Annotated in this window: 1 protein-coding gene; it reads left to right on the plus strand. The window is 67.8% G+C overall.

The features are described from left to right. The coding region (locus P8629_RS12130; protein ID WP_278166365.1) for a sensor histidine kinase at positions 1 to 261 on the plus strand (261 nt) is incomplete at both ends.

Genomic DNA, 261 nt, shown 5'->3' on the forward strand with positions numbered 1-261 from the left:
CCATCAAGTTCTCGCCCATCGGCGGGCGCATCGATGTGCAGGGCCGCATCGACGGACAGGGCGACATCTGCATTGCCGTCTCCGACCAGGGACCGGGCATTCCGCCGCAGGAACTGGACAAGATCTTCCAGCCCTTCGTGCAGTCCAGCAAGACCAAGGACGGCTCGGGCGGCACGGGCCTGGGCCTGGCCATCTGCCGCAAGATCATCGACACCCTGGACGGCACCGTCGTCGCCAGCAACGGCCCCGCAGGAGGGGCCC

It is taken from the genome of Hydrogenovibrio sp. 3SP14C1, from assembly GCF_029625905.1.
Taxonomy (GTDB): Bacteria; Pseudomonadota; Gammaproteobacteria; order Thiomicrospirales; family Thiomicrospiraceae; genus Hydrogenovibrio.